Annotated in this window: 20 protein-coding genes; 12 read left to right on the top strand and 8 right to left on the bottom strand. The window is 36.8% G+C overall.

What is annotated here, in order from left to right; translation table 11 throughout:
* Positions 1-35 precede the first annotated feature (35 nt).
* Positions 36-3647, bottom strand: coding sequence for a BamA/TamA family outer membrane protein (locus EO244_RS13215; RefSeq protein ID WP_129255162.1), 3612 nt, complete (start codon positions 3645-3647; stop codon positions 36-38).
* Positions 3648-3708: 61 nt separating this feature from the next.
* Positions 3709-4557 (bottom strand): SdiA-regulated domain-containing protein, encoded by an 849-nt coding sequence (locus EO244_RS13220; RefSeq protein WP_164977501.1) that lies wholly within the window; start codon positions 4555-4557, stop codon positions 3709-3711.
* 322 nt (positions 4558-4879) lie between these two features.
* Between EO244_RS13220 and EO244_RS13225 the strand changes: the two genes are divergently transcribed.
* The 5 genes from EO244_RS13225 to EO244_RS13245 all read left to right on the top strand — a co-directional run bounded on the left by EO244_RS13225 (position 4880) and on the right by EO244_RS13245 (position 9696).
* Entirely contained in the window at positions 4880-6073 is a 1194-nt protein-coding gene (locus EO244_RS13225; RefSeq protein ID WP_129255164.1) for a Pycsar system effector family protein, read from the top strand.
* An 83-nt stretch (positions 6074-6156) separates the two neighbouring features.
* Entirely contained in the window at positions 6157-6858 is a 702-nt protein-coding gene (locus tag EO244_RS13230) for a 16S rRNA (uracil(1498)-N(3))-methyltransferase (RefSeq protein ID WP_129255165.1), read from the top strand.
* Positions 6859-6912: 54 nt separating this feature from the next.
* Entirely contained in the window at positions 6913-7569 is a 657-nt protein-coding gene (locus EO244_RS13235) for a DUF4159 domain-containing protein (RefSeq protein WP_129255166.1), read from the top strand.
* 96 nt (positions 7570-7665) lie between these two features.
* The gene (locus EO244_RS13240) at positions 7666-8868 is read left to right on the top strand and encodes a 6-phosphofructokinase (protein WP_129255167.1); all 1203 of its coding nucleotides are present in this window, start codon (positions 7666-7668) and stop codon (positions 8866-8868) included.
* A gap of 195 nt (positions 8869-9063) precedes the next feature.
* Positions 9064-9696 carry a YgjV family protein gene (locus EO244_RS13245; RefSeq protein ID WP_164977502.1) on the top strand — a complete coding sequence of 211 codons (633 nt, stop codon included), beginning with the start codon at positions 9064-9066 and terminating at the stop codon, positions 9694-9696.
* 173 nt (positions 9697-9869) lie between these two features.
* Here EO244_RS13245 and EO244_RS13250 read toward each other — a convergent pair whose 3' ends face one another.
* The 5 genes from EO244_RS13250 to EO244_RS13270 all read right to left on the bottom strand — a co-directional run bounded on the left by EO244_RS13250 (position 9870) and on the right by EO244_RS13270 (position 15806).
* Positions 9870-11441: an ArnT family glycosyltransferase gene (locus EO244_RS13250; RefSeq protein WP_129255169.1), complete on the bottom strand. Its 1572-nt coding sequence runs from the start codon at positions 11439-11441 to the stop codon at positions 9870-9872.
* A gap of 231 nt (positions 11442-11672) precedes the next feature.
* The gene (locus EO244_RS13255) at positions 11673-12626 is read right to left on the bottom strand and encodes an SDR family NAD(P)-dependent oxidoreductase (protein WP_129255170.1); all 954 of its coding nucleotides are present in this window, start codon (positions 12624-12626) and stop codon (positions 11673-11675) included.
* Between the two features lie 135 nt (positions 12627-12761).
* Positions 12762-14402, bottom strand: a complete 1641-nt coding sequence (locus EO244_RS13260) for an ArnT family glycosyltransferase (protein ID WP_129255171.1) — start codon at positions 14400-14402, stop codon at positions 12762-12764.
* Between the two features lie 49 nt (positions 14403-14451).
* A complete protein-coding gene (locus tag EO244_RS13265) occupies positions 14452-15090 on the bottom strand; it encodes a lipid-A-disaccharide synthase N-terminal domain-containing protein (RefSeq protein WP_129255172.1) in 639 nt (212 codons plus the stop codon).
* Positions 15090-15806, bottom strand: a complete 717-nt coding sequence (locus EO244_RS13270; protein ID WP_129255173.1) for a glycosyltransferase — start codon at positions 15804-15806, stop codon at positions 15090-15092. The genes EO244_RS13265 and EO244_RS13270 overlap by 1 nt, the downstream gene beginning before the upstream one ends.
* Positions 15807-16273: 467 nt before the next feature.
* Between EO244_RS13270 and EO244_RS13275 the strand changes: the two genes are divergently transcribed.
* The gene (locus EO244_RS13275; RefSeq protein WP_129255174.1) at positions 16274-17500 is read left to right on the top strand and encodes a serpin family protein; all 1227 of its coding nucleotides are present in this window, start codon (positions 16274-16276) and stop codon (positions 17498-17500) included.
* 94 nt (positions 17501-17594) lie between these two features.
* On the opposite strand, the gene EO244_RS13280 is transcribed toward EO244_RS13275, so the two are convergent.
* Positions 17595-18593, bottom strand: coding sequence for a TIM barrel protein (locus EO244_RS13280; protein WP_129255175.1), 999 nt, complete (start codon positions 18591-18593; stop codon positions 17595-17597).
* Between the two features lie 270 nt (positions 18594-18863).
* Here EO244_RS13280 and EO244_RS13285 point away from each other — a divergent pair, with 270 nt between their 5' ends.
* From EO244_RS13285 to EO244_RS13310, 6 genes are all read left to right on the top strand, one after another.
* Positions 18864-19709: a CvfB family protein gene (locus EO244_RS13285; RefSeq protein WP_129255176.1), complete on the top strand. Its 846-nt coding sequence runs from the start codon at positions 18864-18866 to the stop codon at positions 19707-19709.
* Between the two features lie 79 nt (positions 19710-19788).
* Positions 19789-21381: a dipeptidase gene (locus tag EO244_RS13290; RefSeq protein WP_129255177.1), complete on the top strand. Its 1593-nt coding sequence runs from the start codon at positions 19789-19791 to the stop codon at positions 21379-21381.
* A 170-nt stretch (positions 21382-21551) separates the two neighbouring features.
* Positions 21552-22028, top strand: coding sequence for a nuclear transport factor 2 family protein (locus tag EO244_RS13295; protein ID WP_129255178.1), 477 nt, complete (start codon positions 21552-21554; stop codon positions 22026-22028).
* A gap of 156 nt (positions 22029-22184) precedes the next feature.
* Entirely contained in the window at positions 22185-22568 is a 384-nt protein-coding gene (locus tag EO244_RS13300; protein ID WP_129255179.1) for a hypothetical protein, read from the top strand.
* A 117-nt stretch (positions 22569-22685) separates the two neighbouring features.
* Positions 22686-25043 carry a TonB-dependent receptor gene (locus tag EO244_RS13305; protein WP_129255180.1) on the top strand — a complete coding sequence of 786 codons (2358 nt, stop codon included), beginning with the start codon at positions 22686-22688 and terminating at the stop codon, positions 25041-25043.
* 187 nt (positions 25044-25230) lie between these two features.
* Positions 25231-26259 (top strand): threonine aldolase family protein, encoded by a 1029-nt coding sequence (locus EO244_RS13310; RefSeq protein ID WP_129255181.1) that lies wholly within the window; start codon positions 25231-25233, stop codon positions 26257-26259.
* Positions 26260-26276 lie beyond the last annotated feature (17 nt).

Consider the following 26276-nt stretch of genomic DNA (forward strand, 5'->3'; position numbering starts at 1 on the left):
CCTCAATGCAACAAAATCGATTTTCCCAGGCTCTACTAAAACATATACCTAAATTCCAATGAAAAAAGATTATCTTCCTTAGAACAACTATAATTAGCTGTAATTATCATCAATTTAAAAGGCGAAAGCCATAAACCACCACCATATCCATGGTGCAGGCTTTCTGAACGTTCTCCCGAAATCCAAACTCGTCCAATATCATTAAAAGCTAAAAGGCCAAATTCCCCCGCTAATAAATAGGTTCTAAACTGTGATAGCCTGAACCGAATATCTGTATTTTGATAAAATACGCCATCTCCTGCGAATCGATCCAATGGAAATCCTCTTAAATTTGATTTCAGCCCCAATCTATTCGCATGAACTAAGGAATAACCATCAGAATTGTACGCTCCACCCACTCGAAAAGCAAAAACTGTTCTTGCTGGTGGGCTGAAACTAAAATACAAGCGCATGTCAGACGAAACCCGATTAAAATCCCGATCGTTCCGCCCTAATCCCCTGAAAACTTGACAATCCGACTGCCAATAGATACCGCGCGAAGGAAGTACCTCTGAGTTTCTGGAATCCCAAATATAATCAATATTTATTCCTAAATATTTCCTTGTCGAAAAATCCTTTTCGGGATCCAAATCATTAATCGGATTCGAATAATCCGTCACAAACCGATTACCAGTCCTTTGCAGTCTTGATTGGTCGAAAAAAACACCTGCTTTTATTTGATGTTTGGCATTAAAATTAAATCTCAATTGCGGATTTATACTCAATCTTTCAAAACGCAGCCTGTTATACTTGTTATCCTCTGTATGAATATTCTCACTATCATTTCCCATTCCGTAATAATAACCCTGGAAATTTGGTGAATTATAATTCACACGTCCTTCAAAATCAATATTTCTAAAAACAGAATTTATTTCTGCCAAATATTTAATCTGATAGGAAGGGTAACTAAATGCATAATTAACCAAGAGTTTTTGTTTGGATGCAAAAGGTTCTTTCTTAAAGGCATGTGCTGTATAATTCACTCCTGCACCTAAAATCAAACCATCATCACTAACAAAATTAGCATTAACCATTGGACTAACTATATCATATTTAAAGGCTTTTCTATTGTAAACATTTACCTCAGCACTGTTTGAGGTTTTATTCCTATAAACAGCATCCTTATTAATATGAATTTTTGTTTTATCATAAACACTCACTTGACTTTTTCGAGTATTTTCCAAATTGAATTTATCTTTGCCTTTACCTCCAATAAGTTTAAGCCTAACCCCCTTCCCTGAGGGTTTCCCTTCAATTTTGAACTGATTTTTACCTTTTAAACCAAACAATCGCACATCTTTGGTTTCATTGGGATAAAATGTCCTAGTATAAATCAGATCTTCCTTCTTATGCTTTTTTGATAAACGATATACTTTTACATTCAAACTCCCATCCTCATTCCAATTGGCTTTATAAAGCTCGCTTTCGTTAGTTCCTACAACATCAACTCCTTTGGCTAAAAAGGAATAAAAATCCGTCGCCATTTGAGGCAAAAGATCCCGACGGGCTTTTAGTTTTGAAATCAAAACATCACCGGATATCGCAAAAACTTCGGGAGGTAAGTCTGAGACTGCTGCCTCAATAACCTCATCACTCAATTTAGTTTTCAAATCATTAGCCATATACTCCCATTCCGCTTTCGTTTTTGACGATAAAAAGCTACGATCAAAATAACGGGAATTGAAACCCAATCCTGAAACATTCTCAACGATGGAATCGAATACCTGAAATTTCGGTATCAGCCACTTTCGACGCATCAACCATGGAAGTTTCCCATCCGTATAGAAAAAAACCTGGTCCCTATCCCGAGGAATAGGCCGAACAATCGTTTTGCCATCTTCTTCAAAACTTGCCCATCGCCACTGATCATCGTGCCTGTCCCAATCGTTTAGAAAAATATCAAAAAGCCGGGCTCTTAAAACAGCATCCTCATCAACAACAATATTGGAATTTTTATAGCGTTTTTTCAAAAGTTTATCCGTACTTAAGATCTCTTTGGTTCCACCAAACAAACGAGAATCCGACCAGTCCCCTGAAGCTCTCTCCTCAAATAAAAAAAGTTCATTCTTAAAACCATCCTGATAAATCCCCAAACGAGTATCATCGGGCACATATACAATTTTAGGTTGGGTATGGTAAACGCCTGCAGCCTCAGCCATTTTGGGCACAGCAAGAGCAGCATAAGGATATGACTCTGAAATACCATCCTGTACAATATGAGCCGCTAGTGTCTTTTTCAGGCTCTGAGGAATCGCTTTCTCTGTATATTTTTCAACAGAACGCAAGACATATTGATGCCCATCCTTAGCCTCAAGTCGCAATGATCTTGTTTGTTGACCACCTCCACGCTTTAAAATTTTCAGGCCTCCTTTTTCCTTACCAATATCAAAAACAGGTACCTGAATGGGCGTTGCCCACTCCTCACGGTAATTATGACCGAGGTAATTTAATTTAAATTGACTGGTCGTATTATAAATCTGGCTCGCAGCAATTCTTATTGTACTATCTGAAAAATCAATTGCTTGATCTCGCTTTAATATTTCATCATCAGAAAGAGGGACGTATTTATAAAGGTATTTTGTAAAAGCCAAATGAGGTGCTGTTTCCCCCTCTTTACCCACAGTCCAAAATTCAAGAAACACACGACCATCATCATAGAAATTCAATTTGGAAAAACCCACTTCTCGCAAAGCAAAATCCATTTTTTTTTCATTCACATAAGTTGCCAGACTTGCTGAACCCGAAACCACCTGATATGAGTCTCCAATCTGTTTAAACTGCAAGCTATTATCATGAGCAGCAACAGAAATTAACCGAGTTGATTTACCAAGCAACTGTTTAGCCATATAACGCATTTGCTTATAATATGGTGAGGCAAAATCCTGGGATGTTCCCAGCAATTTCCGATACAATTCAACGGGGCCCGGAAAAGAGAAATGTCCTGCATGATTCCCACCACTATATAGGGGATGGTGACTTGCCAGAATTAACTTTTTATTTTCATTTCGTTTAAAGGCATCACTCAATTGAATTAAAAAGTCTGCCGTATTCTCAAACCCACATTCAGCTTCCGGTTTTTCACCCAAATGCAACCACCATTGCGAATCAATAACCAAAAGAACAATATCATCGCTCAAGTCAATCTCAATCGGACCAGGACAACCTCCCGATGGTAAAAATACATCTCCTTTATTTAAATAATCCTCAACGTAATTCTCAAAATCCATCAATGATTCCCAACCATTCTTTTTATTTAAAGTCCATTCCTGATCACCGGGAGTAAAGACTACTTTTCCTTTAAAGTCTTTTACTAAATCAAGGAAATCATTCAAATCTTTACTTTCAAATTCATCGTCTTCTCTATCACGGCACAAATATTCCTTCGAAATGGTATTCCCTAAAACAACCAAAGTGCCTTTTGTTCCGGATTCTAACAATTGCCCTCTTAGCATCTCCATATTAGCTTTAACCAATGGCCCTTCTCCAATATCGCCCACAAAATAAACGCTATGCTTTAGTTGAGTGCTATCCGAAACAGAAAACTCTGAATTTCCGAAAACGCTAAAAGAAAATAAAGAAAAAAACAGATATAGGATATATTTAGTCATCGCTGTTTTTGAAATAATCGATTATAAAATAAAGCAATTAAAATTTGAATTAACTTTTAAATCAATTCTTCGTGTTAGGCTTATAATCAAACTGATAAATCTTGCCTGACATCATTTTTCCTTCTGTCGAAATAAAAAGAGTCCCGTCCGGAGTAAAACAAATGCCTTCAGGTTGAGGAAAAATTTTATGTTTAAGTCTATTCACAGCCAATAGTTCACCCTGAGGACTCAGCACCAAAAGTAATTTCCCGACCGAGCCTAACACATAGATATTTCTGCTAATGGGATGAATGGCTAAAGCTGATGGTTGAAAAGTCAAATTACCCTTAGAAGGATTGCCCCCCTTCAATAACTTATTTGAGAATTTAGTGTAGGGATCCAAATTTAAAATCGTCTCTAATTCTCCCTGATCAATTAGAATATCGGGATACTGGCTCAAACTACTATCCTTAATCGAATAACGATAAATTGCTCTCTTATCCATATAAGCCGAATCGTTATGAGCAAGCCCTTTACAAGCTATTAGTAAAGTATGATTGGAAACGTCATAAGCTAACCCCTCGGTATCATTTTTATCCCCGAGCCCTGTTTTCACCTTGATACTTTCGCTTTTTGAATGAGATAAATCCTCAATAAAATACAGCTTACCATCACTACGTAAAGCCACAGCCTTGTCTCCCACCAACTCAACAGCTTCAAAATCACCTTTTTTTGCGAACTTAATACGTTGAGTTATTTTTCTGTTCTGTGTATCATACTCAAAAATAGAACCCTGTTCATCATTAACACAAAGCAATTTGTGATCTCCTTTATAGGTTAAACCAGAAATCTCCCTTAATTCCACACTTAAAACATAGGTCCTGCTTGGTTGATTAATACGATAAGGAAAGTGAGTATATTTTTCTGACAAGAAGCATGTTTGTTTGTTTTTTTTATTCTGTGAACACGCAATGAAAACCACAATAAAAAGCAACAATAGTAACAGCTTAACTTTCTTTAAACAAGGCATAGCTAAAATTTATTTTTCCCGATAAAAATAAACAAAACCCAAGCATTATCCCAATTATATAAACAAAAACAAATTGCATATACTAAACAATAAAGCCTCATAAGCTGGAAATTGGCAAACCCGATTAAGCCAATTCTACGGGCAACAGCTCACTCTCCTGAATAAATCAAGATTATTGCTATCTTTAATCATCCATATTTTATTGATTTCAACAATTTATCTTATGTCTATTTTAGATCAAGCAAAGGCTTTTGTTATTGATTTTTTTGAAAAAAATCACACCCCCATATACACGTATCATAATCTGGAACATACCGAAAATGTGGTAAAACAGGCGAGTAAAATTGGAAGCATACTGAATTTTTCAGAAGAAGATCTGGAAATTCTTATACTTGCCGCATGGTTTCATGATACCGGATATTTCAACGGCTTTATCAATCATGAAACGACCAGTAGTAAAATTGCTGAAGAATTTTTAAAAGAAAAGAATTACCCCAGTGAAAAAATTGAACGAGTTTCACGTGCAATTCTTAATACCAAACTGCCCTATAAAGCGTGCGAATGTAATATTTCAAAGGCGCTGTGTGATGCCGATTTACAACATTTATCTTCGAAAAATTTCATGAAATCATCAGATAAACTGCGTGAAGAAAGATCTGCCTTAATCGAGCACGAAATTTCAACAAAAACCTACTGGGAAGAAACGCTAAACTTCTTAAAAAAACACAACTACTGTACCGAATATGGTAAAAAGGTAATGGCAAAAAAGAAGGAACTCAACATTCAAAAAGTAACTGAGAAGGTTAATTCCTATCAGAATAAAGAGATTCAAAAACTCAATGAGAAAGTAATTAAACTTGAAAACCAAAACCTAAAATTAAAGATGCCTCAACGTGGTATAGAAACCATGTTTAAGGTCACTTCCCGTAATCAGATCAACCTGAGTTCTATTGCTGATAAAAAAGCCAATTTGATGATATCAGTAAATTCCATCATCATCTCTGCGATCTTTTTCATTTTTAAAAATATCATGGAAGTCCCTCACTTTATCATTCCCTGCCTTATCCTTTTATGTGTCAGTTTAGTAACGATTATCTATTCCGTTTTGGCAACCAGACCCAACGTGACATCCGGAACATTTTCTCAGCAAGATGTTAAGGAAAAAAAGGTAAACCTTCTTTTCTTTGGCAATTTTCATCGCATGCATGTAGATGATTATTCTAAAGCCCTGAAGGGACTAATGGTAAACTACGACGATTTGTACGACAGTTTAATTAAAGACCAATATTATTTGGGAGTTGTATTAGGGAAAAAGTACAATTTACTGCGTAGAGCCTATACTATTTTCATGTTTGGTTTAATTATATCGGTACTTAGTTTTATTTTTGCAGCCATCTATCAACCCGTTTTCTTTTAAATGTAAGGTTATGAATTAGGATTGAAGATTTAAACATGTGAATTGATAACAAACAACATCAGGCACAAATATAAAATAACATAATGAACTTGTTTTACACCCCCGATATAGAAGATAAATTTTATCAGTTAAACGAAGAAGAATCGAAGCATTGCGTCCGTGTCCTTCGCCTGAAAGAAAACGATCAAATTCATTTGATTGATGGCAAAGGCAACTTGTTTACAGCTAAAATTATTGATGCACATCCTAAAAGATGTACCGTTGAATGCATCGAGACACAAGCTGAATTTGAAAAACTAAATTACAAACTGCACATCGCTGCAGCGCCGACCAAGAACATTGAGCGAACAGAGTGGTATATGGAAAAATGTACCGAAATCGGAATTGATGAATTCACCCCTCTTCTTTGTCAGTTTTCAGAACGAAAAGTCGTTAAAATTGATCGCCTTTTTAAAGTCATTACATCAGCAGTCAAACAATCCTTAAAAGCTTACCATCCAAAATTAAACGAGCTTACAAAATTCAACGATTTAGTAAAAGCACCATTCAATGGGGAAAAATATATTGCACATTGCTACGAGGGCGAAAAAACACACTTAAAAAACCTATACTCGGCTAATCAGAATGCCTTAATCCTTATTGGTCCTGAAGGTGATTTTAGCCCTCAGGAAGTCGAATTGGCAAGAGCGAATGGCTTCAAAGAAATAACACTAGGGAACAGTCGATTAAGAGCTGAAACAGCAGGTGTTGTCGCTTGTAATATTATCAGCCTGGCTAATCAGTAATTATTATCCAGCACATCAGATTCTCACAACATGCCTACAAACAAAATTCAAACGATGTTCAGATTCTTATCCCTTATTTTGTTTTTAGCTCTAAGTTTGAACTTATCCGCTCAAAAAAGTGGCGTGCGCATTGCGCTGCTCAAATACAATGGCGGAGGCGATTGGTATGCTAATCCCAGTTCATTGCCCAATCTGATTGAATATTGTAATGCCAATAAAATTGCGAACATACAAGCCGAACCTGCTACTGTTGAAGTGGGTAGCAACGAACTTTTCGCCTACCCTTTTGTTCACCTTACAGGTCATGGCAATATCGTTTTCAATAATCAAGAGGCTCAAAACCTACGCCTCTATCTCGAAGCTGGCGGTTTCCTGCATGTAGATGACAATTATGGTTTGAATGCCTATTTTCGAAGAGAGATCAAAAAAATATTCCCTAAAGAAGAACTTATAGAACTTCCCTTTTCGCATCCCATTTACCATCAGGTTTACGATTTTAAAACGGGCCTTCCTAAGATTCACGAACACGATGGAAAAGCACCTCAGGGATTCGGTTTATTTTACAAAGGACGTCTTGTTTGTTTTTATACCTACGAATGTGATCTGGGAGATGGTTGGGAAGATCCATCGGTACATAACGACACTGAAGAAAAACATAAAAAAGCACTTATGATGGGCGCTAACATTGTCGCCTACGTTTTTTCACATTAAATCCCAAACGCCATAATTCTACCCACAAAAGCTATCCTCTTTAAACGAAAAAATCATTACCTTATAACTAAGAATTAATGATAAAAGAGGATCGCTATGAAAATACCAAAGAATACAAAAGGAGTCATAGGCATTTTAACCGGAGGTGGTGATGTTCCCGGTCTGAATCCAGCCATTCGTGCTGTAACCATCAGAGCAATACGTGAAGGCTACACTGTTGTAGGCATCCGCAAAGGCTGGAAAGGATTGATAGATATTATAAGAGATGAAAAAGCTGATAATAGTGACAATTGTTCCCTCTTAACTGAAGAAATGGTCAACAGAGTCGGACGAACCGGCGGAACCTTTTTGCATAGCTCACGCATCAATCCATCAAAAACATCAAAGTCCCGAGTCCCAATACACTTGCAGGATAAATACAATGCTGATGTTAACGATCTGACTGAAGAAGTTCTGGCCAACCTGGCCTTTCTTAATATCGATTACCTAATTCCTATTGGTGGCGACGATACCCTAAGTTATGCAGTACGTTTAGACATGGAAGGTGTTAAAATTGTTGCCATTCCCAAAACCATGGATAATGACGTACCCGGAACGGATTATTGCATCGGGTTCAGCACCTGTATTACCCGAACCATATCTTTAACACACAGTTTAAGAACCTCTGCAGGCTCTCATGAACGCTTTTTGGTACTTGAGGTATTTGGACGTTATGCCGGATTCACTTCTATTTTGCCCACACTGGCAGGTGCAGCCAACCGTTGTGTTATCCCTGAATACAAATTCGACATCCATCAACTCACCCAACTCATGCTTGAGGATCGATACAAAAACCCTAGCCGCTATTCAGTTGTACTGATTTCCGAAGGGGCTGCTTTTAAAGGTGAAGATATGATTTTTCAGGATAGTGTGATGGACGACTATGGACACAAAAAACTGGGGGGTATTGGCGAACGCGTCTCCGACCAAATGAAACATTTATCACTTGAATACAATAAGGGAATCCCCGTTAATGTGATTAATCAGAAACTTGGCTATTTAGTTCGCTGCGGCGATCCAGATGCCATCGATTCAATTGTCCCAATGGCATTTGGAAACCTGGCGCTCGATCTGATTATAAAAGGCATACATGGGCGTTTAATTACTCTTAGAAATGGACGCTACGACAATGCGCCAATCGAAATTATCACCAGTTCAAAAAAAATCGTGAATATCGAACGTTATTACAATACAGAACGTCTGCGTCCAAAATACAATAGTTTTGAACTACAACCTCTCTTTTTAATGACAAGTCTTTGATTCGAAGTATTGCATTAGTGGCTACCCAATTGTGTAGTCACTGATGTTTTATTAAACCAAATTCATATTTTATCCTTTCAATTAATTTATCTATTTTAGCATCGCCTTCCATGGGCATCCTACTATTTCAACCATCCCATTATTATTTTTTTTATTAACCAGCTGAATTTAAATCAGCGAAACAACCTATTTAGTATGTTAGAATTTTTAGGCATTTCTTATTTGGAATGGTTAGGTTATGCAGCGTCAATAATCGTATTTGTATCATTATCGATGACATCAATCGTAAAATTACGTTGGTATAATATGTTAGGCGCCGCCCTGTTTTCAACTTATGGTTTCTTTATTGGCTCTTACCCCGTAGCTTTCATGAATTTTCTGATTGTTTGCACCAACATTTATTATTTGGTAAAAATGTATCAGCACAAAGAGAATTTTAAGGTAATCGAAATTAAAGGAAACGACGAAATTCTGAACTACTATCTGGAATCATACAAAAAAGATATTGCTAAATTCTTCCCTGACTTCACAAGTGCTGAAGGCAAGTTAAATGTCTTCGTATTGCGTGACATGTCGGTTGCAGGCATCTTTATAGGTGAGGTTAAAGATGATATCTTTAAAATTGATGTGGACTATGCCCTGCCCCAGTTCCGCGACTTTAAGGTTGCCAACTATTTGTATCAAAAACTTAGCGACATCCTGTCTCAACATGATGTCAAATGTATTGTTTGCGATTCAGATATTGAAGACAACTTGAAATACATCAAAAAGATGGGCTTCGAAACCTGCACCCGTGAAGGCAAAGAAGTGATGTGTAAAAGCTTATAGCTACTAATTTCGATTCAAACTCAACATAAAAATTCCCGGAGCCAAAGCTTTGGGAATTTTTGTTTACTCTAAATTTTACAAACCTCTTTTTATTGCCCGTTTAAGTCGACATCAAGCCATTTTTTTTTCATTCATATCCGATTTTGAAAATCAATCCCCATTTCAAAAAGCTTCTAATAGTGACTATTTCTTTCATCGAATCCCTTGAAATCTTTTAAAACATAGATTTTAAAATTATACGTTTCTGCTCCCCGGTGAAGAATCCTTCGTGTGGTAAAAGAATTTAACTCCTCAAAACTCAATTTTAGTTCGTCACCTATTGGCGCCGTACTAATATAAATTCCATAATAATCTTTATTGGCAAACTGTTCCACCCCTGGCCAAAGACTAAATTGATTCATTCGATTATTACAATTTAAAACATAAGTTGTTGGTTGTTTATCAAGATAAAACTGCAATTCGGAACTAATGTGATAGCTATTGGAGAAAACGAAATAGCGGGTATCGGGCATATTCGCTTTTAAAGAATCTACGTGTTGGGCAAGGCTTTGCCAACCTGTCAATTTTTTAGTAGGATCTAATTCTGCAGGTATAATTTTCTGAATCCCCACTCTATCAAAAACCCATAGATTAGAAATAATCAAAAGCAGCATAAAGCTCGTACCAGCCATCAACGCCAACCCGCCAGTTTTCTTTTTAACCACAGCCCAGTGGGCCAAAACAACCGGAATTGCCCCGTATGCAAACATGGGCCAGTTCACATTAACACCAGATTTGCGGGTGAATGCAACCGGTAAAAATGCAATAAAAACCAAAATTCCCGGAAGAATAAGATACAAGACTTCATCCGAAAGCTGTTTCCGAATCCACGATTTTAGAATCTTGAAATAAAACACGGCAAAGAATGGAGACAAAACAGCTATTTGGCCCAAAATATACTCCGACAGATTAAAAATTATCTTTTTAATTGGAACTGATACATCATTAGCTCCGGAAAGATGTTGAACATGACGGAAGCTTACAAAGTCGTTTTTTATATTCCAGACAAGAACTGGTAAAAGAAATAAAAGACCTATCTCAATTCCCATATAAAACTTTCTATTTCGAAAAATATGCGAATGATTAAGCAATATAAATGCACAAAGACCTGGAATTAAAAAGAGGATTGTATACTTGGAAATGATACCAAGGCCAAAGCTAATACCAAACAAAATCCAATGCTTCACAGAATCCGTTTTCAAAGCTTTCCAAAAGAAAAGCAGAGACATAAGCCAAAATAACAAAAGAAGACTATCAGTTGTAAAAAACAGTGAAGGCACCCAAATAAAAGGCATAGCATAAGTTAGAAACGATGCAATAACAGCAGTTTTCCAATCCTGAAAAAGTTCCAACGCAAGATAATAGCAAATCACAGCAACACCCAAGCCTATGAGAATGGCATTGACTCTAATACCGATAAGTGTATCTCCAAAAATAGAAGTCGAAACCCAGTTAAAATAGGCAATTAAGGGGGGTTTGGAATAGTAGGATAGCTGAAGGTGCCGAGACCAGATCCAATATTGCGCCTCTTCTGAATCTATTTCCAAAGGACCATGCTGCACGTATAGAACCCTCAGAATAGTAATCAAAAAGTGTAAGGCAATAAATACAATAAAAATGGAATACCTTGATGAAAAGAAAAATGAAAATTTTTCCTCAATGAGCTTAAATAAACAACGAATATATAGTCGTATACGTTTAATCATAAACTAAGAAGATATGAGTCTAAATGCTTAGCTGGAGCTTTATTAAGCATCCAGCATCACTCCTTAATTTACATTTTTTTTATATTCGTGTTTTAATATTACACTCCAATTTCCACCAAAGCAACTGTAGAGACCATGAATTGCATATAATGCTTTTGAAAAAAAATACAACAATGACTTTCGCCACAATTTCATAAAAGAAAAAGTGACCGGTTCAGTGTAAATATTTGCCTAATTACAATCAAACCACTCTACAAATCGTTTGATGCCTTCAGCAAAACTTACTTTCGGCTTGTAGCCAATTAATTTTTCCGCTCTGGAAATATCGGCATAAGTCTGTTGAACATCACCAGCTTGCATGGGCAATCTGTCTATCAATGTTTCAACTCTGGCTTCTTTCCCTAGAACCTCAATAAGTTCACTCAAAAGTACCGGAAAGCAATTTCCTAAATTTATCGTCTCATATACAGACTGATGTGTATCCAAATAAAGACAAGCTTGAAGAATGCCACTTACTGTATCTTCAATATAGGTGTAATCTCTAGCGGTGGTTCCATCTCCAAAAACAGGAATCGATTTGCCTTCCCGCATTAAGCGCAAAAATTTGTGAATGGCTAAATCCGGGCGTTGTCTGGGACCAAAAACTGTGAAAAAACGAAGATTTATAATATCAAAACCATATAAATGATGATAGGTGTGGTTTAATAATTCACAACTCTTTTTGGTAAAGGCATAAGGCGAAATGGGCTCATCCAACTTAAAATCTTCCTGAAATGGAACACTTTCAGTATTACCATATACGGATGACGAAGATGCAAATGCCATTTTCTTGATCGACTTCTCACGCATATAAGCCAAAATATTTTGAGTTGCCGTGATATTGCTTTCAATATAACTTTGCGGATCATCAATTGAAGGTCTGACTCCTGCCTTACCAGCCAAGTGAATAACCAAATCAACTTTCTGCACAATCTGATTAACTGGAATTTCTTTTCTCAAATCAATTTCATAAAAACTGAAATTTGTATGAGTTCTAAAACCCTCCATATTTCGCTCTTTAATAGCTTTGGGATAAAAAGGATCAAAATTATCAAGTCCAACAACCTGATAGCCTTGTTCCAAAAGCCTTTCACATACGTGGGAACCTATAAATCCAGCACAACCCGTTACCATAATTGATTTCATGTGATCATCTTTTAAATTTCACCATATGAAAGTTATCCCTCAGTATCTTATTGTAGGTCAAAAACTTGAGACAGGACTCTTTTCATACCTCGAAGGTTTTTTAATAAACTTTAATACGATGCTTGTAAAATATCTTTACTCCAAGCTTTTCGGTTTAATAATTGACAGATACTTTCGAAATCTGGCGTCAGTCCCTCTACGGTTATTATCAAAATGTTCCAAAACTTCAATATCGACCTGATCTTTAATTTCTGTTGGCAATATGTCTTCCGGTAATTGACTGGAAAACACAACAAAAGCCTTATTCTCCGGCAATTCAGTATTTTTTTCAAAATCCCAAGGAGTTACATTTCGACCAACTTCCCAGACCAGCTCAATTCGGAAACCATCCTCACCTATACTATAAAAATTAAGAGACTTAACCGATTCTATTTGACAAACTTCTTTAATATCTCTAAAATTAGGATTCTTATTTATAAATTGTCCAATATGTGGCATAATGAGGCCTTGAAATGTGAAAGTCAAAAGACCAATCGCAACCAAAAGTTTAATAACATCTTTTCTTTTCCATGCCCCAAGCAGCAACATACAAATCGCTTCGAACACAACAGTCAACAACATAAAAATAACTAATGAGATATAACCCGGCTGATAAAAGAAAAAGAATAAAGCAACCGGAATTACAAAACTGACCAAGGCAATTATAAAGACATTAACACCAAACAAAATTTTATCCCATTTATCCGCCTTGTTTTCCTTAAATATAATCAATAAATAGTTAAGATAATAGGCAACAATAAAAGCTGAAGGAATTAACACTGGAAGAAGGTAACGATCTTTCTTTTCAGGTAGTAATGAAAGCAATAAAACAGATGCTAAAGTCCATATAAGAGCCAACTTGTACCCCTTATGTTCACGAAACCGCTTTAAACCATAAGGGAATAATAAACTTGTAGTTATAAATAAAGTCCAGATGCCCGACTGAATTGGGAAATTCCAGTAGTACCAGAATGGTCTGACATGTCTGTTCATCCACGAACCTGATTCGAGTTTAGCAACCGCTGCCAGCGCTTCGGGATGCATAAAATAAATATAGATTGGCCACCAAAAGCTAATAATTAAGAAAATGAAAATACTAAGCAATAAAGGGCGCCACTTATTTACAACTGGCTTGCTACCGTATAAAGTAATGTATATCACCAAAAAGGGGAAAAGTACACTGTAAAAAGCCACGGGCCCCTTACTTAGGAATGATAAACCAAGCATCAGACCAGCCCCAATGAAGGTCATCCAATTTGGTCCCTCTTTTTGCCAGGCTTTTACCAAAAGCCAAAGGGCACCCACCATAAAGCTGTGGCAATAAATATCCCAGGTTCCGGTCCTTCCCATATGAAAGACGTAAAAAGTCGTGGCCAAAACAAAACCCACAATCAAAGCCAGCGTTCTGTTTTTATGCAATTCGAAGGATAAAGAATAACCGAATAACACGAGTAAACTTCCCATAATTCCTGCAGGAAAACGAAGCATACTGATATTATCAATACCAAACCAGCCTCCAAAAATCGCAGTAATCCAAGTAGGGAAAGGTGGCTTTGCCAAACGCAACTCCCCATTCATATTAGGAACAAGCCAACTTCCGTGTTCGAGCATATCACGGGCGGTAACAAAATTACGTGCCTCCATGATATTCACAAACAAACTGCCATTATTCAGGAAGAATGCAAACAAACAAACCACACTAAGTATAGTGAAATGCAACAATCGTTTATTCTGCATGCGTTTATTTTTAGAAAAATTTTCAATTTAAATAGTAAAGCCGATTAATTCAATCTGAATCTTCCTGGCTCTTATTCTTCCTTATTAAATGTATATTTCGAGCATATATAACAACACCTAAACCCTGTCCCATCATTAAAACAGGATCTTTACGATAAATGGCATACGATAAAATCATCGCTGCACCAAGTAAGCTTATAAGCCAAAAACCAATAGGCAGTAATGACTCACCTTTCTTTTCGGAATAAAGCCATTGGTAAATAAAACGAAAGGTAAAAATAATTTGTCCCATACTACCCCAAATCAGAAGCCAAAGTGGAATATCCTGATTGTAAAAGAGAAGATGTAATTTGCTTTCGTAATTAATAGCCATGTAAACAAAAGCGATCAGGGGACTCACTAAACAAACAAATCTGGAAATTAAGGGTAACTCTTTCCAATTCCCTTTCAATTGCAAGTTCCGAATATAGATGAAGTAAGTAATAACTTGTCCCAGAATAATTGCAAAATCATCTCTTAATACACCATAGACAAATAAGAGCCATGCCGCTAAAATACTAAGCTGCCAGAAAATAGTTGGGGAAAGTGATTTTTTTGCATTCTCTGATTTGATCCATTGAACAATTAAACGGGCAGCAAATAAACCCTGCGCCAAAAATCCGACGCCAAAGATAAAGTAATTGCTCATTATCCCTGTTTTGAAATTTCATAATCGATATATCGTTTCTTCATCCATCGATAGGCAAAACAATCGAGAAAAGGTCCTGTCAATCGGTTAAACAAATGATACTTCGCCTCCCCGGCAATTCGTGGAAAATGACGAACGGGGATTTGTTTTACTTTTCCATTTAGCATTAATGTCAGTGCTGGAATAAAACGGTGCATTCCCTTAAAAAAAGGCATTTTTTTTGCGTAAGACGTCTCAATAACTTTTAATGGACATCCTGTATCCTCAGCATCATCCTTAGTCATAAATCGTCTAAAATTATTAGCGATTTTCGAACTCATTTTCTTCACAAAACTATCCTTCCTGTTTTGTCTCATACCCGTTACAAGCGCAAAATCCTTGCGATATTCCAATAACAAGTTAAAATCCTCCGGACTAGTTTGAAGATCTGAATCGATATAACCAACATAAGGACTGTGACAATGATCAATCCCCGCTTTAATAGCAGCACTCAAACCACAATTTTTTAAAAGTGAAATGTAAGAAAACGCCTCATTTCGCTGACAAATCTGTTCAATTATTTCCTGTCCCTTATCGGTAGATCCATCATTCACGAATAAAACCTTGGAAGGTACTAAAGCAATTTGAAGAAAGGCTGAAAGTTCACTTTCAAGTCGAAGCAGGTTCTCTTCCTCATTAAAAACAGGAACAATAATTGTAAACTCAATTTCTTCCATTTCGATAACTCAATTAATAGGTTGTATTTGTATAGATACAAAGATCAACATCGTTAAATACACATAAAAAATGATAGGTAAGTTATAAAAAACAAGTTTGAGCTCAAACTAATACACCAGCTTTTTAAGACTTCCTAAAGAAGTACATAATCAACTATGCTATAGCATACAACAACATACAAATGTAAAAACATCCTGAAAAACAAGAATTATTGATTACATCAAATGCATGTTTTATACTTAAAAAGACATTTAATCATATCAAAATAACATTCTCATCAGAACTTTTTATCATTAGATAACAACAAATATGACGCTTCCAGAACCTCACTAATAAAAATCATAAATACACATGAAAAAGACTGCTTAATAAAGCAACCTTTTATGTTTTCCTACATCTTAGAATCAAAACCCAACCATTAATCCTATACTTAATTAAATCAATTCATTATTAAAACCTCTAACTAATGAAACGTATTTTATTTTTCACATTTATGTCATCAATAATTCTTATATCCTGTAATCTTTTCAACTCGGGCGGAAAGAAACCAGCTCCCCAACCTTTTCCCGAAGATATGGAATTGGAAGCCAAATCAGTTGTTGCATCCAATAATGAATTTGGATTTGATTTGTTCAAAAAATTGTATCAGGATAATTCAGCCGAAAACATGATGATATCACCCACAAGTATCTCTCTTGCCTTGGCCATGACCTACAATGGCGCTGAAGGCGAAACCCAAACGGCATTTGAAAACACCCTACATCTGACTGATCTCTCACGCGATCAAATTAATACTATCTATAAAAATCTTCAGAACTACTTAAAAAGAACTGATCCAAAAATTAGACTGAACATTGCCAATTCGGTATGGAGCAAGCAGGGAACAAATGTTGAAGAAGAATTCAAAAAAAACATCCGTGAATTTTATAATGCAGAATTTCACATCAAGAATTTTTCTGACCCATCAACTCTGAATACTATAAATAATTGGGTGGAAGATAATACCGAAGGTAAAATTCAAAATATTTTGAATAAAATTGACTCCGATGCATTCATGTATCTGATCAATGCTATTTATTTTAAGGGAGAATGGACAAATCCTTTCGACGTTAAAAACACCTATAGTGGAATATTTACCAACGAAGAAGGTGTGACTTCAACAGCTAACTACATGACTACCAGCATGCAAGCTAACCACCTGAATAATGATATTTTTACAGCCCTTGAATTGCCTTATGGAAACAAAGACTACAGCATGGTTATTCTCTTGCCGAATGAAAACAAAAAAATAGCCGATATTGTTGATCAGCTTAACGACTCCAATTGGAATCAATGGATGAGTTCATTTTCCAGACCTGAATTAAATGTGCATCTCCCCAAATTCAAATTTAAATACAAACAAGAGTTAAATGATGTTCTCATTCAATTGGGTTTGGAAAATCCGTTTTCTGATGCTGCAAATTTTTCAGGAATAAGTAAAGATTCACCTTTAAAAGTCTCACGTGTCATCCACCAATCCTTTATCGAAGTAAATGAAGAAGGAACTGAAGCTGCAGCAGCTACAGTTGTTCAGGTAGGTGTTACCTCAGCAGGACCACCAAATGTTATAAAACTTAACAAACCTTTCTTTTTTGCCATAAAAGAAAAACAAACCAATTCTATTGTGTTTATGGGAACTTTAAGAAAGCCGTAAAGGTTAACTTCAATTCATATGAATGAATAGAACATTAGAACAAAAAACCTCGTAAGAACAATGATCTTACGAGGTTTCTATCATTCAATTATAACTAAACCAATACACCCATTTGCTCTTCCAAATAGTCGTTGTAAATCGCCATGGTTGGTGTGATAAATTCATGAATCACGGTGTGCGGTTGTATCAAATCAACAATCTCTTTCACACGTTGTGTCTGAAAAGGCAGATGCTGATCGATTTTCAAAACATGTTTTCTGGCTGAGCTGTATTTCTCCCCATGAGTAAGACTCGCCCAATCGGCGGGTAAGCCCTTACGAATTTGCTGCAACTGATAGTCTCCTGATAAACTCAAATTCAGATGCAGAGATTGAATCCGTTTTCTGATATCAGCTGATAGTTGAGATAAGGTCTCCAAAACAAAATCAACCGCCTCATCCTCACAACGCAGTTTCGGATTGGTATTCATTAAATGGCCGGTATCCAAAACCAAATTCCATTTATCAAAATTCAGTGAAGCCGCAAAATCATCCGTTTGAGAAGAATCCTTGAAATTTAAACCCGGCCACCAAAGATTCTCAATCCCAATCACACAAGGGGGTTCTCCATCGGAAAATTCCTGTGCTGTTCGATTTAGAAGTTCCGCAAAATTCTGTAAAACTTCCGTATCGGTATAAGTAAACTTGCGGGTAAAAGCATGTTCCAACTCCACATGAGCCGCATGCATTACCGCTTGTTTAGGCTGGTATTCTGCCGCAAGCTCCCACAATTTCTTTTGTGTGGCTATCATCTCTCGCTGATTCCTCCCTCCGCAGCAATACTGAATATGATCATTTGGCATGGGTGGAAAATAAGCTTTCAAGCCCTGCTCCCCTTTTCGCCAAACATCAAGCCAGGTAATCCAAAAAGGCAAATGAATACTTTTCACCAATTCCTTTGGAATTTCATCAGATGCTCGCTCATAGCCAATCAGCAATTCAAGTCCATCTGCCTGGCTGGCTTCAATATATTTTTTCAGACCATTCCAGCCACCCTCCAAAAGGTCTAAATCTGAAGGATGCACTGAAAAGTCTACTAAATTCAAATAGTTCATAATACTTACTTTAATCAGCTCAAAAATAGAATATATTTCAAAGCCAGCCCGTCATCTATTCAAAAACTTAGACGAATTGTACAAGAACAAATCCCTCCGCATCAAAGTCTGATTCTAAAAAAGAGATTAAGCAAAAAATGTCACAAAAGATGCGTACTTTTGATCTCTGATTCCCCATTACCAATGGTGAATCATTTCAATATAATAATGACTAAGCCTTGGTTTCAACCTCGATACTGAGGCCCGTACCACATACTAAAACAAAAAAACGTGAGTTTAATTGGAAAATATGCCGAACTAAAAGTTGCCAAATTGGTTGACTTTGGCGTTTACTTAACAGGAGAAGACGAAACCGAAATTCTGCTGCCAACCCGATATGTACCTGAAAAAACCCAATTGGATGATACCATCAAGGTTTTTATCTACCGCGACTCAGAAGATCGTGTAATTGCGACAACTGAAAAACCTTATGCTATTGTAGGTGAATTTGCATGGTTAAGAGCTAAAGCGGTCACCCAGGTAGGTGCCTTTCTCGATTGGGGATTGATGAAAGATTTACTTTGCCCTTTCCGTGAGCAAAAAATGAAAATGGAAGAAGGGCGTAGCTATTTGGTTTATATCTATGTTGATGAAAAAACAGGACGTATTGCAGCCACAGCTAAACTTGAACAAATTGTAAAAGATCTAAACGCTGAGTTTACCGAAGGTCAGGAAGTCAGCATTATGATTGGACATCAATCTGATTTGGGATACTCTGCCATTATCGACAACAAAGGCATGGGCATCCTTTACAACAACGAGATTTTTGGTGCCATTCGCGAGGGTGATGTTTACAAGGCCTGGATTAAAAAAGTTCGTCCTGATGGAAAAATTGACCTTAGCCTTCAACAGCAAGGTTATCACCTGGAAGTACCACGAGTAGGTGAAGAACTGTATGAAATTCTGAAGAAAGAAAACGGATTTCTACCTTTAAACGATAAAAGTTCACCGGAAGAAATCTACGACAACTTGCAAATGAGTAAGAAAAACTTTAAAAAAGTTATTGGCTTACTTTACAAGCAACGTCTGATTACCATCGAAAAAGATGGTATACATCTGGTTAAAACCGAAAAATAAAAAAACTGAAAGAGACAATAGCAAGATTAAACCCTTTCATTGTCTCTTTTTTTTTAATACACAACCAACTAACACAATCATGATTCTTAGAAAATTTAAATCATTGCTTTTTATCGGTCTTTGCTTTGCCTCAGCAACAAGCATAGCGCAGGATAAATCCGATTGGCAAAATGGTGTACCCGAAGGCTGCACCACCATTACTGTAGGAAAATCAGCAACATTTGACGGATCGGTTATCACATCGCATACCGACGATAGTCACCGCACACGTGGCTGGATGTCTGTTGTTCCTGCAAAAACACATGATAAAGACAGCAAATTCGAGCTTTTCGAACGTTCGGCCTACGATAGTTTGTGCATGCCAACCTATCAGCATAAAAAAATTGGTGAAATCAATCAGGTTTCCAAAACCTATCAGTTTCTGAACACCGCCTACCCTTGTATTAACGAAAAACAATTGGCTATTGGCGAATCAACCTTCGGCGGACACGAAGAATTATTCTCAGACAAATGTTTAATCGATTGCCAAAGACTCGAACAGTTGATGCTTGAAAGATGCTCGACTGCTCGCGAAGCGATTAAAATGGCTGATGATTTGTTAAAAAAATACGGGTGGAGAGACTATGGCGAATGTTTAACCATTGCTGACAAACAAGAAGTTTGGCATTTTGAAGTGGTCGGTCCGGGTAAAGGCAAAGTTGGTGCCGTTTGGGTGGCACAGCGTGTACCCGATGACCATATTGCTGTCAATGCCAATGCCTCAACCATCAAAGAAATCGATTTGAAGAATAGCAATTACTTTATGGCTTCTGACAACATCTATCAGGTAGCTCAGGAGAATGGCTGGTACAATCCTGAAAAGGAAACCTTCAAGTGGAATTACGCCTATGCTCCAGAGAGTCGCCGTTCAATGGCATCGCGACGTAGAGAATGGCGTGTGCTTTCAATGGCTGCTCCTTCTTTAGATTTGGATCCAACAGCTAAAGATTTTCCTTTCTCAGTAAAACCTGACGAAAAGGTGACTATGAATAAGCTGGTTGAAATTTTCAAAGACTATTATGAAGGTACGCCTTTCAATTTTGTAAAAAATATCAAACAGGCCGATAAGGATGGCAAAGAAGCTATTTCTCCATTTGCCAACCCGTTTATGCCATATGGCATGAACAAACTTTTTAAAGTTAACGGTGGTTGGGGCGAACTGGGTGAACGTACAATTGCACGTTGGTACACCATGTATGCAACCATCATTCAATGCCGCAGCTGGTTACCGGACGATATCGGTGGGATTGTGTGGTTGGCTCAGGATAATGTAGCCACTTCAATCTACATTCCTGTTTACGCCGGAACAACCGATTTGGCGCCATCTTACAAAGTTAAAGCCCGTCAATTGGGATATACCCGAACTTCAGCCTGGTGGGCATTCAACCGTCTGAGCACATTAACGGCACAACGCTGGGGCGATATGCGTCACGATGTGGATAAAGTATTTGTTCCATTGCAAAAGCGATATTTCGAAGAGCAAGCTAAAGTTGATGAACAATATTTATCACTTAGCAAGCGTAAACGACGTACTTTCTTAACCAATAGAAGTATTGAACTTGGAAATGAAGTGGTGGCAAAGGCCTGGGAAATTGGCGATGGTCTTTGGACAAAATACGATGAGAAATTTTAATTCTCTTCCCTTACAATAGGATATAAAATAAAGCAGCTTTCGGGCTGCTTTTTCTTTATACCCACTATAACTACCATCCAGCTTGCATCTGTAAGATTTTATTTATCAACATGTTTAGTTAAATTAGTAATCTTCAAAATCAGAAAATATTAATCAAAACCTACAAAACGATGAAAAAACTTATTCTAGCTGCTATCTGTTTAATATCCGCATGCTCTGTTTCCTTCGCTCAGGATGATGTCCAAAAGGAAAAAGAGCTCATAAAATCTGTGATACAATCTGCATATGTAGATGGTCTCTGTAATAATGCTGATCAAGAAGCTGTCAATAAAGGCTTCCACCCTGGTTTTAATCTTATGGGTGCAGGCAAAGGAAATACAATGTGGAAATATCCAATTTACAACTGGATTGAGAACGCAAAAGAAAGTAAAGAAAAACACAAGTATGCTTTCCAGGATGAATTTACAACCATAAAGTTCTTATTTGTTGATGTTGCAGGAAACGTCTCAACTGCAAAAATAGAATTCTACGAAGGAGGTAAGAAAAAGTACATCGACTATCTATCCTTGATCAAATTTGAAGACGGATGGAAAATTGTAAGCAAAATTTTCTATGCCATTCCCAAAGAGAAAAAGGGAGAAGCTTAAATATTAATTTCGAATAAAAATGAGCAGAGTCTTACTTGTATGTGAGACTCTGCTCATTTTTTTTTACTAAAACATACTGTCAAAAATGTGAAATATTAGCAAAAATGCTCCTTGTTAATTTTATTTAGTCTTAATTTAAACTATTTTTGTAGATGGATGGAGAAAATTAAACACAATATAAAAATACTAGCCTATATAGGACTTGGTGTAATGGGTCTACTAATCATTAATAGTATTCTATTTACGCACAGTCAAATTTTACTTGATGGCTCCGTTGTAACTCATGCTCACCCCTACAATAAAACAAATAATCCTCCACAGAATCACCATCACGATAAAGATGAATTGCTTATACTAGCAAATATTGCCCTACTCTTCTTTATCAGTGCTGTAATCTATCATTTCAACAAATCACTTGCCAATTCTGATAAAAATGAATTTCTACAAATAAGATATATTGCTATCTTATCCTTAAGAAAATCAGGCAGGGCACCTCCCCAAAAACTGTCCCAAATTATTCCACAGCCTTTTTATATTTAAAAGACAAAACCTAATTATTAGTATCCTCAAACACTACTAAGCAGGATAATTACATCCAAAATCAAAAGAAATCACTTTATTCCTCAACAATAAAACATGAGGAACGAATACTGTTATATGAAAAATATCATTATCAGCTTAGCATTTCTAATGCTGGCACAATTTAGTTTCAGTCAGAAAAAAGACAACGATGCCATTATTGTAGGACACGTTGTTTGCAATGGGAAACATATCCCATTCCTAAATATAATTGTTAAAGGAACAACCATTGGTGTTTCTACAGACGCTACAGGTCATTACAGATTAATCGATCTTCCATTGGGTAAACTAACTATTGTAGCATCAGGTATGGGATACAAGAGTCTGGAAAAAACCACTGAAATAAAAGCCAATGAAACCATCGAACTTAATTTTGATATTATGGAAGATGCATTGGGTATTGACGAAGTAGTTGTAACCGGAGATAAAGGTGCAAGTAAAAGAACAGAAGCACCTGTTATAGTAAGCTCCTTATCCCCCAAATTATTCTCAGTCAGTCAATCTGTTGTTTTAAGTGAAAGCTTAAACTTCAGTCCAGGTTTACGCATGGAAACCAACTGCCAAAACTGTGGTTTCAACCAAGTGCGTATGAATGGCATGGAAGGACCTTACTCTCAAATATTAATCAATAGCAGACCAATATTTAGTGGTTTGGCTGGTGTTTATGGATTGGAGTTAATTCCGACCAATATGATTGAAAAAGTAGAAATTGTTCGTGGTGGAGGTTCGGCCCTCTACGGGAGTAATGCCATTGCGGGCACTATTAATATGATCCTAAAAGATCCGCTTAACAATGCCTTCGAAATAGGTAGCAGTTCTAGTTTAATAGGTGTAGGCGTGGATGGTGCAGATAGTCCTGCATTGGATTATAATGTCAATTTTAATGCTTCTGTCGTTTCTGATGATTACAAAACTGGTCTTTCAGTTTATGGATTCTACAGAGATAAAGAAGCCTTTGATGCCAACAATGACGGCTTTTCTGAGTTGACACAATTAGATAATACAACAGTAGGTTCCCGCTTTTTCCACCGATTTGGATTTAGAGGTAAATTAGCCGTTGATTTTTTTCATATTAACGAAGAACGTCGTGGTGGAAATAAATTCAACTATTTACCACACGAAGCAGATATTGCTGAACAATTGGAACACAAGCTAACAACCACAGCCATTTCGTACGATCAGTTTTTCAGGGATGAAGATAAACTATCAATTTACCTATCAGGGCAAAAAGTTGACCGCGCGTCCTATTATGGCGTTGAGCAATCTCTTGCCGATTATGGGCAAACCGATGACTTCACCTACAATATGGGCGTACAGTATAATGGTAAATTAAAGAATTCATCCTTTGTTTTAGGTCTTGAAAATACGAGATCTTCGTTAAAAGATAAAAAGTTGGGATATTTCGACTACGTCAACAATATTCATACTGACAACACCATAGTTGCTAATCAAACAAGTAGCACAACGGGACTATTCGGTCAATACTCCCATAAATTAAACAGCTTAAGCATTTCATTGGGAGGTCGATTCGACTATTATGAAATTAAAGATAAATCCAATGATAGTGAAGGTCAAAACATTAACAAATCGGGTCGTGTTTTCAGTCCAAGAGTAAATATTCTGTATGATATTCTTCCTGAATTACAATTCCGTTTAAGCTACTCTCAGGGCTATAGAGCACCACAAATTTTCGATGAAGACTTACATATTGTTTCATCTACAACCCAAAGAATCATCCATAAAAACAGCCCTGGGCTGAAAAAAGAAACCAGTCACTCCTATATGACATCTTTGGACTATAATACAAAAATTGGTTCCACTAAAGTTGGCTTCTTAATTGAAGGCTTTCATACCAAATTGAATGATGCCTTTGTAAATGTAGCTTCAGAGCCTGATGCAAATAAAATCGTTTATTACACCAGAACAAACGCTGAAAATGGAGCCGTGGTCTATGGCATAAATACAGAATTGAATATTATTCCATCAAATACCTTCTCATTAACAGCTGGTTTTACGTCGCAAAAAAGCAGGTATAAAAAAGCTCAGGATATTTCATTTGGGAAAAAAGAATTTATGCGAACACCTAATAATTATGGTTTCATAACTATAGATTGGGACTTTTCAGAGAAATGGTGCTTATCAACCTCAGGGAATTATACTGGTAAAATGTACCTACCCTACTACGGTAACACAATTCCAAACCCTATAGAGGGAGAGTTAAGAGAGAGTTCATCCTTTATGGACCTTGGAACCAAAATAGAATACACAACTAAGATTAATAAAGCAGACGTTCAGTTTTGGGCTGGTATTAAAAATATTTTCAATGCCTATCAAAATGATTTTGACATCAATATAGATCGAGACCCAAACTATGTTTATGGTCCTGGAACCCCCAGGACTGTAAGTTTTGGTATTAAACTGGGCAACTTACTGTAAATCTACTCTCATATAAATATAAAGGTCGTAACAAACTGGATTTGTTGCGGCCTTTTTCTTTATCAGCCTATCATTTTTTCAACCTGTTTTTGTTCCTGATTAAAAACACCCAATCCATCCATAGCATTTACAGAATAAAAGCTATTTTTAGCTTTTCTAAAAAGCTAATCATTTAAACACAATAAACATGAACAAACGAGGATTTGCCAGCGACAATTTTTCAGGTGTTTTGCCTGAGGTAATGGAAGCCATTCAAAAGGTTAATTACGGTCACTCTATGGCCTATGGAGGTGATCCTTATACCGCTGCAGCAATAGATAAATTCAAAGAGCTGTTTGGTCATGATATCGATGTTTATTTTGTTTTTAACGGGACTGGTGCCAATGTAATTGGTTTATCAACCCTAACTCAATCGTGGAATTCAGTCATTTGTCCTTCAACGGCTCACATACAAGTTGACGAATGTGGCGCCCCCGATAAGCTTACTGGCTGCAAATTTATCCCTATTGAAGTAAAAGATGGTAAACTGACACCCGAATTGATTAAAACACAACTTCACGGTTTTGGCTTTGAACACCATTCGCAACCTAAGGTAATTTCAATCACCCAATGTACGGAGTTAGGAACGGTTTATACCCCTGAGGAAATTAAAGCCATTTGCGATTTGGCCCACAAGCACGATATGTATGTGCACATGGATGGGGCACGCCTGGCTAATGCTGTAGCGAGTTTAGATGTTGACGTGAGAGAAATCACCAACAAAGCCGGTGTTGATGTTTTAAGTTTCGGCGGAACAAAAAATGGCATGATGCTTGGCGAAGCCGTGATTTTCTTCAATCCTGAACTTTCAAAAAATGCCAAATACGTTCGTAAACAAAGCATGCAGCTTTGCTCAAAAATGAAATACATTGCCTGTCAGTTCGAAGCTCTGTTAACAGATGACCTTTGGTTAAAAACCGCTCGTCATGCCAATAAAATGGCGAAGCTTTTAGAACGTGAAGTTCGAAAAATTGATACCATTCAAATCACTCAAAAGGTTCAATCCAATGGTATTTGGGCAATCATTCCAAAAGATAAAATTGAAAAACTTCAAAACGAATACTTCTTCTGGATTTGGGACGAACATAAAGGTGAAGTCAGATGGCTGTGTTCTTTTGACACCACCGAAGATGATATTAATGGCTTTGTTGCTTTACTCAAAAAAGAACTTTGCTAAACATTTAAGATTAATTA

The sequence above is a fragment of the Ancylomarina salipaludis genome (genome assembly GCF_004122035.1).
Lineage (GTDB): Bacteria > Bacteroidota > Bacteroidia > Bacteroidales > Marinifilaceae > Ancylomarina > Ancylomarina salipaludis.